This window comes from Mesorhizobium sp. M0563 (assembly GCF_040321065.1).
In the GTDB taxonomy this organism is placed as follows: domain Bacteria; phylum Pseudomonadota; class Alphaproteobacteria; order Rhizobiales; family Rhizobiaceae; genus Mesorhizobium.
Genome location: NZ_JAMYQV010000017.1, coordinates 141501 through 149201 on the forward strand (window position 1 = coordinate 141501; position 7701 = coordinate 149201).

The window sequence follows — 7701 nt, forward strand, 5'->3', positions numbered from 1 at the left end:
CCTTGCATGCTCGGGAAAATCTTTCGGCAGGATCCCCTCTCGGGAAGTCCATTCTGGGAAGGCAAAGCGTGATCCGTTACGCAAAACCCACCACGGTCGACGACGCCCTCGCTTTGCTGGGCGAAGGACAATGGCGCATCCTCGCCGGCGGCACCGACTTCTATCCGGCACAGGGCAGCAAGCCTTTCCGCGACAATGTCCTCGACATCAATGGCTTGGCGGCATTGCGCGGCATTGCCGAAGCCGAGAACCATTGGCTCGTTGGCGCGCGCACCACCTGGACCGATCTCGTCCGCCATCCGCTGCCGGCGGCTTTCGACGCGCTGAAGCAGGCGGCGCGGGAAGTCGGCTCGGTGCAGATCCAGAACGTTGCCTCGATTGCCGGCAATCTTTGCAATGCCTCGCCGGCCGCCGACGGCGTGCCTGCGCTGCTGGTGCTCGACGCCGAGGTCGAACTGCGTTCCTCGGTGGCGACCCGGCATCTGCCCCTTGCAGAATTCATCCTCGGCAACCGTCGCACCGCTCTGCAGCCCGGCGAAATGGTCACGGCAATCCGCATTCCCAAACCCGCGACCGCCGGCAGCTCCGCCTTCGTGAAGCTTGGCGCACGGCGTTATCTCGTCATCTCCATCGCCATGGCCGCCGCACGCCTGGCCATCGAAGATGGCATCGTCAGGAACGCGGTCGTCGCCGTCGGGTCCTGCTCGGTCGTCGCCAGGCGCTTGGCGGGCGTCGAGGCGGCGCTGCGCGGCCGTCCGGTCGGCCCCGCGCTGGCCACTGCCATCCAATCCGCGCCAATGGACGAGCTGTCGCCGATCGGCGACGTGCGCGGCAGCGCCGAATACCGGCTGGATGCGGCGCGCGAGATCGTCGTCCGCGCCGTGCTTGGTGCGATGGGCGCTATTCCCGGCGAAAGGGCGGCGGCCTGATGGGCATGGAGCGAGCCAACATCGCCTTCGAGGTCAACGGCGCCGCCGTCAGCGTTTGCGTACCGCCGGTGCGACGGCTGTCCGCGGTGCTGCGCGACGAGCTGCGGCTGACCGGCACCAAGATCGGCTGCGATGCCGGCGATTGCGGCGCCTGCACGGTGCTGGTCGACGGCGAGCCGGTCTGCGCCTGCCTGACGCCGGCGGCTTCCGCCTCCGGCACCGTGGTAACGACCGTCGAAGGTCTCGCCAACGGCAGGCTGTCGGCGCTGCAGGCCTCGTTCCTCAGCCATGGCGCAGCACAGTGCGGCGCCTGCACGCCCGGCCTGCTGGTCGCCGCAACGGCACTCCTGGACAGGACGCCTTACCCGACCGAGGCCGAAACGCAGGATGCACTGGGCGGTGTTCTCTGCCGCTGCACTGGTTACCGCAAGATCGTCGCCGCGGTGATGGATGCTTCGCGCCATGCCGACGGTCTCGATCCGCGCCTGCCACGATCCGGCCATGCCGTGGGCTCCTCTCCGATCCGCCTCGATGGCGTGCCGAAAGTCACCGGCGTCGAGAAATTCGGCGGCGATTCCTTCCCCACGGATGCACTGTCAGTGCTGGTCGTCCGCTCGCCGCATTATCATGCCGCTTTCACTTTTGGCGATCTCGGCAGCTGGGTGAAATCCTGTCCCGGCATTGCCGGCGTCTTTACCGCCGCCGATATCCCGGGAAAGAATTGTTTCGGCGTCATTGCCCCCTTCGCCGACCAGCCGGCGCTTGCCGAAGGATTTTCGCGCTTTCGCGGCGAGGCGGTGGCCCTGGTTGCCGGCGAACGCGAGGCTATCCTCGATCTCGACCTTGCCGATTTTCCTGTCAGTTGGACCGAATTGCCGCATTGTCTGGACCCTTGCGAAGCACAGGCCAGCGGCGCGCCACTGGTCCATGAAAACCGGCCTTCGAACCTGCTTACCTCCGGCTTTGTCGAGCGCGGCGACCCGGAAGCAGCCCTTGCCGGTGCGGCTTTCGTCGTTTTCGGCGCTATCGACACCTCCTATGTCGAGCACGCCTATATCGAACCGGAAGCCGGCTATGCCTTCATGGACGGCGATACGCTGGTCGTCGTCGCCTGCACGCAGGCGCCCTATATGGACCGTGACGACACGGCAAAAGTGCTCGGCCTTGCCCCGGAAAAGGTGCGCATCGTACCGACCGCCACCGGCGGCGGCTTCGGCTCCAAGCTCGACGTCTCGCTGCAACCGCTCATTGGCCTCGTCGCCATGAAAACCGGCCGGCCGGCGACGCTCGCCTACAGCCGTAACGAATCGATGATCTCGACTACCAAGCGCCATCCGGCCGAGATGAGAGCGAGCATCGGCGCCGATGCCGACGGCCGTGTCACCGGCATGGTCTTCGCCGGCGATTTCAACACCGGCGCCTATGCCAGCTGGGGGCCGACGGTCGCCAACCGCGTGCCGGTGCACGCCTCCGGCCCCTATGCCACGCCGAACTATCGCGCCGAAGGCCGCGCCATCCACACCAATGGCCCGATTGCCGGCGCCTTTCGCGGCTTCGGCGTGCCGCAGGCGACGATCATGCAGGAGACCCTTTATGACGAGCTGGCCGACAAGCTCGGCATGGACCGGCTCGACTTCCGCTTGAAGAACTGCCTTCGGAACGGATCCGAAACAGTTACCGGGCAGCGGCTCGAGTCGGGCGTCGGCATCGCCGACTGCCTGGAGGCCCTCCGCTCACATTGGCAGCGTGCCCTTCGCGATGCCGAAGCGTTCAATGCCGGCAGCAGCATCAAAAAACGCGGCGTCGGCGTGGCCTCTTGCTGGTACGGCTGCGGCAACACCTCGCTGCCCAATCCGTCGACCATCAAGGTCGGCATCTCGGTATCGGGCGAAGTCGTCCTGCATCAGGGGGCGGTCGATATCGGGCAAGGTTCGAACACTGTCATCGCGCAGATCTGCGCCGACGCGTTGGGTCTGCCATTGGAGAAGCTGCGGCTGAAAGGCGCCGATACGGCGATCACCCCCGACGCCGGCAAGACCTCGGCCTCGCGCCAGACCTTCGTCACCGGCAAGGCCGCCGAAAAGGCCGGCCGCGCCTTGCGCGAGGATATCTTGCGTTTCGCCAATGTCTCGGAAAAGGCGGCGATTGCGCTGGATGGCACAAGCCTGAGCATCGGGGAAGGCGAAGCGACGCGCCGCATCGATCTTTCCTCGCTGAAGGCAGACGCCGAAGGCTTCGTCTTCCGGGCCGAGGAAAGCTACGATCCGCCGACGCAGCCGCTCGATGCAAAAGGTCAGGGCAAGCCTTACGCCGTCTATGGCTATGGCGCCCAGATCGCCGAACTGGAGGTCGACCTCAGGCTCGGCACCGTGAAGCTGATAAAAATCACCGCCGCGCACGATGTCGGCAAGGCCATCAATCCCTTGCTTGCCGAAGGCCAGATCGAGGGTGGCATCGCCCAGGGCATCGGCATGGCGTTGATGGAGGAATACATCCCCGGCCGCACCGAAAACCTGCACGACTATCTGATCCCGACTATCGGCGACGTGCCGCCGATCGAGACCGTCCTCATCGAAGTTCCGGATCCGGAAGGACCCTTTGGCGCCAAGGGTTTGGGCGAACATGTGCTGATCCCGACGGCTCCGGCGATCCTCAATGCTGTCCGTCATGCCACCGGCGTCCTGGTCACCAAAATTCCGGCGACGCCGACCCGCATCCGCGCCGCGATACGCGACAGGGAGGCACGCCGATGAGCGAACTTGCCGAACGCTTCGAGACCCATGATCCCGGTGAGAAGCTGGTGGCGGAGAAGATCCGCTGCGATGCCTGTCCGGTCATGTGCTACATCGCCGATGGCCGCACCGGCGCCTGCGACCGCTACGGCAATGTTGGCGGCAGGATCGTGCGGATGGATCCGCTGACCATCCTCGACCACGCGGCCGAGACAGGCGGCGCGGTCGTGCCCTTTGCCGAGGAAGGCAAGGGCTGGGACGGCGAACTGGTCAACACCGGCCGCCGCTTTGTCACCGCGATCGGCGCCGGCACCACCTATCCCGACTACAAGCCGGCGCCCTTCATCGTCAGCCAGGAGGTCGAGGGCGTCGATCTGGTCACCGTCGTCACCGAGGGCATCTTCTCCTATTGCGGCGTCAAGGTGAAGATCGACACCGACCGTCATATCGGCCCCGAAACGGCAACGGTCCGTGCCGAAGGCGAGGCGATCGGCCATGTCACCACCGGCGAATACGGCTCGCAGATGCTGTCGCTGGGCGGCGTGCATCATTTGACCGGCGGCTCAAAGGCTGAAGGGCGCGCCACCTGTGATGCCATGCTCAGGCTGTGCAACCGCAAGCCGGTCGAGCTCGTCATCGACGGCGGCGCCACCGTCATCGTCGAAGCCGGCAAACCGCCTGTCATCGACGGCAAACTTGAGCAGCGCATGCGCGTCGGCTGCGGTTCGGCCACCATAGGCATGTTCGCCACCCAGTGGCGCGGCCTTGTCGACGAGGTGGTGGTGGTCGACGACCACATCACCGGCGTCGTCTCCGAGCATCAGGCGGGCAAGGTGCTTGGCTGGCAGGATACCGGCATCAAGATCATCGGCCGCCGTTCGACGCCGGGCCGCTATTTCAAGGTGTCGGAGCCCGGCCTCGGCTGGGGCGGCACCAATATCTCCGACCCGCTGTCGATCCTTGGTGAATGGAGCGCCAAAAAGGGTGCGCGCCCCGGCATGTCGCTGCTGATGGTCTCGACCACCGGTGAGCAATTCGCCTATTACGAGCTCGACGACGAATTGAAGCCGGTGCAGAAACCGTTCCCGGAGCGGCTGCGGAAGTCGGTTGAACTGATCGAGGACAATTGCGAGCCGGCGCTCTGCACCGTGCTTTTCGTCGGCGGCGCCGGCGGCTCGCTGCGCGCCGGCGTCACCGAGAACCCGGTCAATCTGACCCGCTCGGTGCAGGGCCTCAAGACCTATGTGACGGTCGGCGGCGCGCCGGTCTATGTCTGGCCGGGCGGCGGCATCACGCTGATGGTCGACGTCATCCGCGTGCCGGAAGGCGCCTTCGGCTATGTCCCGACACCGGCGCTGGTGGCGCCCATCGAATTCACCATGCGCCGCGACGATTATGTCAGGCTCGGCGGCTATGAAGCCGAAATCCGCAGCGTCGACGATATCCTGGCCAAGGGCGGCGAGTATCTCAACCCGCGCCGCGGCAAGGCCGCACCTCGCGACAATCCCTGGCCGCCGCTGGTGCAGCTGCGGCGCGCGACGACAAATGGGGCAGGGTGATGAACGGCCCGCAGGCGCATTGGCTCGAGGACGGCCGAAGGCTTCACCTCAATCATGGGCCGATCGATCTGATCGTCGAGGCCTTCGGCGAGGCGAGCGAATGCCGCGCCGCCTATCATCAGGCGGCAACGCGCTTCCAGACAATCCTGCCCGAACTGGTCGAAGAGTTGCCCGAACTGCGTCGCCAGGCGCCGCTGCGTCCTCGCATGTTTGTCGGCCCGACGGCACGTCGCATGGAAGCGGCGGTCGTTCCGCTAGCGAAACAATTCATCACGCCGATGGCGGCCGTCGCCGGCTCGGTAGCCGACGAAGTGCTTGGCGCTCTGCTTGCCGGCCGCCGGCTCGAGCGCGCCTATGTCAACAATGGCGGCGACAGCGCGATCCATCTCGGCCACGGCCAGTCGATGACGCTTGCCATTGCCGGGACAGGTCACGGGCTGGCAGACCGTCTCACGATCCGCGCCGAAGACGGGATCCGCGGTGTCGCGACAAGCGGCTGGCGCGGCCGTTCGTTTTCGCTCGGCATCGCCGACGCGGTCACGGTGCTGGCGCGGACGGGTGCTGAAGCCGATGCCGCCGCGACCTTGATCGCCAACGCCGTCGACGTGCCCGGTCATCCGGCCGTTAGGCGCATACGGGCGCACGATCTCGCACCGGACAGCGATCTCGGCGACCGTTTGGTGACGCAGGGCGTGGGGCCGCTTTCCGCCGCTGAAATCGCTATTGCGCTGGAAAGCGGATTTGCCGTTGCCGAGGAGTTTCGGCGGCGCGGCCTGATTGCCGCCGCGGCGCTTTTCCTCGGCGGTCAGGTGCGCATCGCAGGTCCGATGGCGCTCGCCAACAAAGTTTTAGAGAGGGAAATTGCTCATGCCTGAGTTTCCGATCCGCAAGATCGCCGTGCTGACCGAAGAGATTTTTCACGAAGGCGGGCCGGTGGCGAAGGTGCCGCGGCGCCGCGCCGCGGCCATGGCTGTGGTGAAGAACCCGTTCGCCGGCCGTTACGTCGAGGAACTGCAGAGCGCGATGGAGGATTTGAAGCCGCTCGGGCTGCTGCTCTCCGACAGGCTCATTGCCGCATTGGGCGGCGACGTGAAACAGATCGACGGTTACGGCAAGGGTGCCATCGTCGGCGCGGCGGGCGAGCTGGAGCATGGCGCGCTGTGGCATGTGCCGGGCGGCTATGCCATGCGCGAACGGCTTGGCGACGCCAAGTCGATCGTGCCGTCGTCGAAGAAGGTCGGCGGCTTCGGCGCGCGGCTCGATGTGCCGCTCGGCCACATCAACGCGGCCTATGTGCGCAGCCATTTCGATGCCATGGAAATCGGCATCAGCGATGGCCCGCGTCCCGACGAGATCCTGTTTTGCCTCGCAATGACCTGCGGCCCGCGCGTGCATGACCGCATGGGCGGGCTGGCTGCCAAGGACATCAAGGCATGGGATGGGCTGAGGTGAGCGCCGAAGACAATCTGCTCAAGCTGGTCGAGGCCGAGGAGCCTGACGAAAACGACTATCGCTTGCAGGAGCAGGTCGGCTTTATCCTGCGCAAGGCGCACCAGCGCCATGTCTCGATCTTCGCCGCACACATCGCCGATCTGACGCCGCCGCAATTTGCCGCCCTGGCCAAATTGCGCGACGTCGGCGAGACCTCGCAGAACCAGCTTGGCAGCCTGATCGCCATGGATGCGGCGACGGTGAAAGGTGTCATCGACCGGCTGAAAGCGCGAGGCTTTGTCGAACTTAGCAAACACGAAGTCGACAAACGGCGCCTGCTGGTCAATCTGACGGCCGAGGGGCGCGACGCGATCGAGAGGCTGATTCCGCTTGCCCGCGAGATTACGCAGGAAACGCTGGCGCCGCTTTCCGCCAAGGAGGCGGCCATTTTCATGAAGCTGCTGGCCAAGCTGGCTTAGGGCGGCGCTGCCACGAGAGAATGGCCTGACTTGGCAAGGCTTAGCTTGCTCGTCCACATGAAATGGGAAGGGTGGCGGCGTATCAGTCGGGGGGTGCCTTAGGAGGATGTGGTTAGCTCCTCGCTTGTCGATTGACACTAAAGGTGGTTGGATCGATCAAAACGGGGGCGTTGGTGGGGGAGCTTATTGAAGGCGACGATGGATCGCCTGTAGAGGTGGTCGGCGCTTGGGCCAAAACCAAGCATGAGTATCTATGTCGCTATGTCGACATCAGTCGCGGTGTTCGATCGAAATGGCTCGACCAGGGAAAAGCTGGCGCAACTCTGATTGATCCGTTCTGTGGACCAGGCAGGTGCAGGATTCGCGGTACCAGCGAATTTATTGATGGCGGTGTGGTTGCCGCCTGGAAAAAGAGCGCCGACAGCAAAACGCCATTCTCCGCGGTATATATCGGAGACATCGAAACCGAGCGGGTTGAGGCTTGCGGGAACTGTCAGGAATTCTGTGCGCGAGGCCGGTTTCGTCATTGGCTGACGAACCTTTCGCCGAAGACGACGGCGAACTGGGTCTT

General features: G+C 65.0%; 7 protein-coding genes. All 7 read left to right on the forward strand.

Annotation, left to right across the window (positions count from 1 at the left end; all coding sequences use genetic code 11):
- Nucleotides 1-68: 68 nt before the first annotated feature.
- Nucleotides 69-929, forward strand: a complete 861-nt coding sequence (locus NKI50_RS21465; protein WP_352548072.1) for an FAD binding domain-containing protein — start codon at nucleotides 69-71, stop codon at nucleotides 927-929.
- Entirely contained in the window at nucleotides 929-3682 is a 2754-nt protein-coding gene (locus NKI50_RS21470; protein ID WP_352640296.1) for a molybdopterin-dependent oxidoreductase, read from the forward strand. Before NKI50_RS21465 ends, NKI50_RS21470 begins: the two co-directional genes overlap by 1 nt.
- Nucleotides 3679-5220 (forward strand): 6-hydroxynicotinate reductase, encoded by a 1542-nt coding sequence (locus tag NKI50_RS21475; protein WP_352484339.1) that lies wholly within the window; start codon nucleotides 3679-3681, stop codon nucleotides 5218-5220. The genes NKI50_RS21470 and NKI50_RS21475 overlap by 4 nt, the downstream gene beginning before the upstream one ends.
- Nucleotides 5220-6095 (forward strand): UPF0280 family protein, encoded by an 876-nt coding sequence (locus NKI50_RS21480; RefSeq protein WP_352548076.1) that lies wholly within the window; start codon nucleotides 5220-5222, stop codon nucleotides 6093-6095. The genes NKI50_RS21475 and NKI50_RS21480 overlap by 1 nt, the downstream gene beginning before the upstream one ends.
- Nucleotides 6088-6672 carry an amino acid synthesis family protein gene (locus NKI50_RS21485; protein WP_023718173.1) on the forward strand — a complete coding sequence of 195 codons (585 nt, stop codon included), beginning with the start codon at nucleotides 6088-6090 and terminating at the stop codon, nucleotides 6670-6672. Before NKI50_RS21480 ends, NKI50_RS21485 begins: the two co-directional genes overlap by 8 nt.
- Complete coding sequence (locus tag NKI50_RS21490) at nucleotides 6669-7130, forward strand: MarR family winged helix-turn-helix transcriptional regulator (protein ID WP_023718174.1); 462 nt, start codon at nucleotides 6669-6671, stop codon at nucleotides 7128-7130. The genes NKI50_RS21485 and NKI50_RS21490 overlap by 4 nt, the downstream gene beginning before the upstream one ends.
- A 143-nt stretch (nucleotides 7131-7273) precedes the next feature.
- Nucleotides 7274-7701: three-Cys-motif partner protein TcmP (gene tcmP, locus NKI50_RS21495; protein ID WP_352717508.1), on the forward strand; the 428-nt coding region annotated here is incomplete at its 3' end.

Excerpts from the sequence above, each read along its gene's own strand:
- NKI50_RS21475 (WP_352484339.1), top strand. The coding sequence starts at position 3,679 with ATGAGCGAACTTGCCGAACGCTTCGAGACCCATGATCCCGGTGAGAAG.
- NKI50_RS21485 (WP_023718173.1), top strand. The coding sequence starts at position 6,088 with ATGCCTGAGTTTCCGATCCGCAAGATCGCCGTGCTGACCGAAGAGATT.
- NKI50_RS21480 (WP_352548076.1), top strand. The coding sequence starts at position 5,220 with ATGAACGGCCCGCAGGCGCATTGGCTCGAGGACGGCCGAAGGCTTCAC.
- NKI50_RS21470 (WP_352640296.1), top strand. The coding sequence starts at position 929 with ATGGGCATGGAGCGAGCCAACATCGCCTTCGAGGTCAACGGCGCCGCC.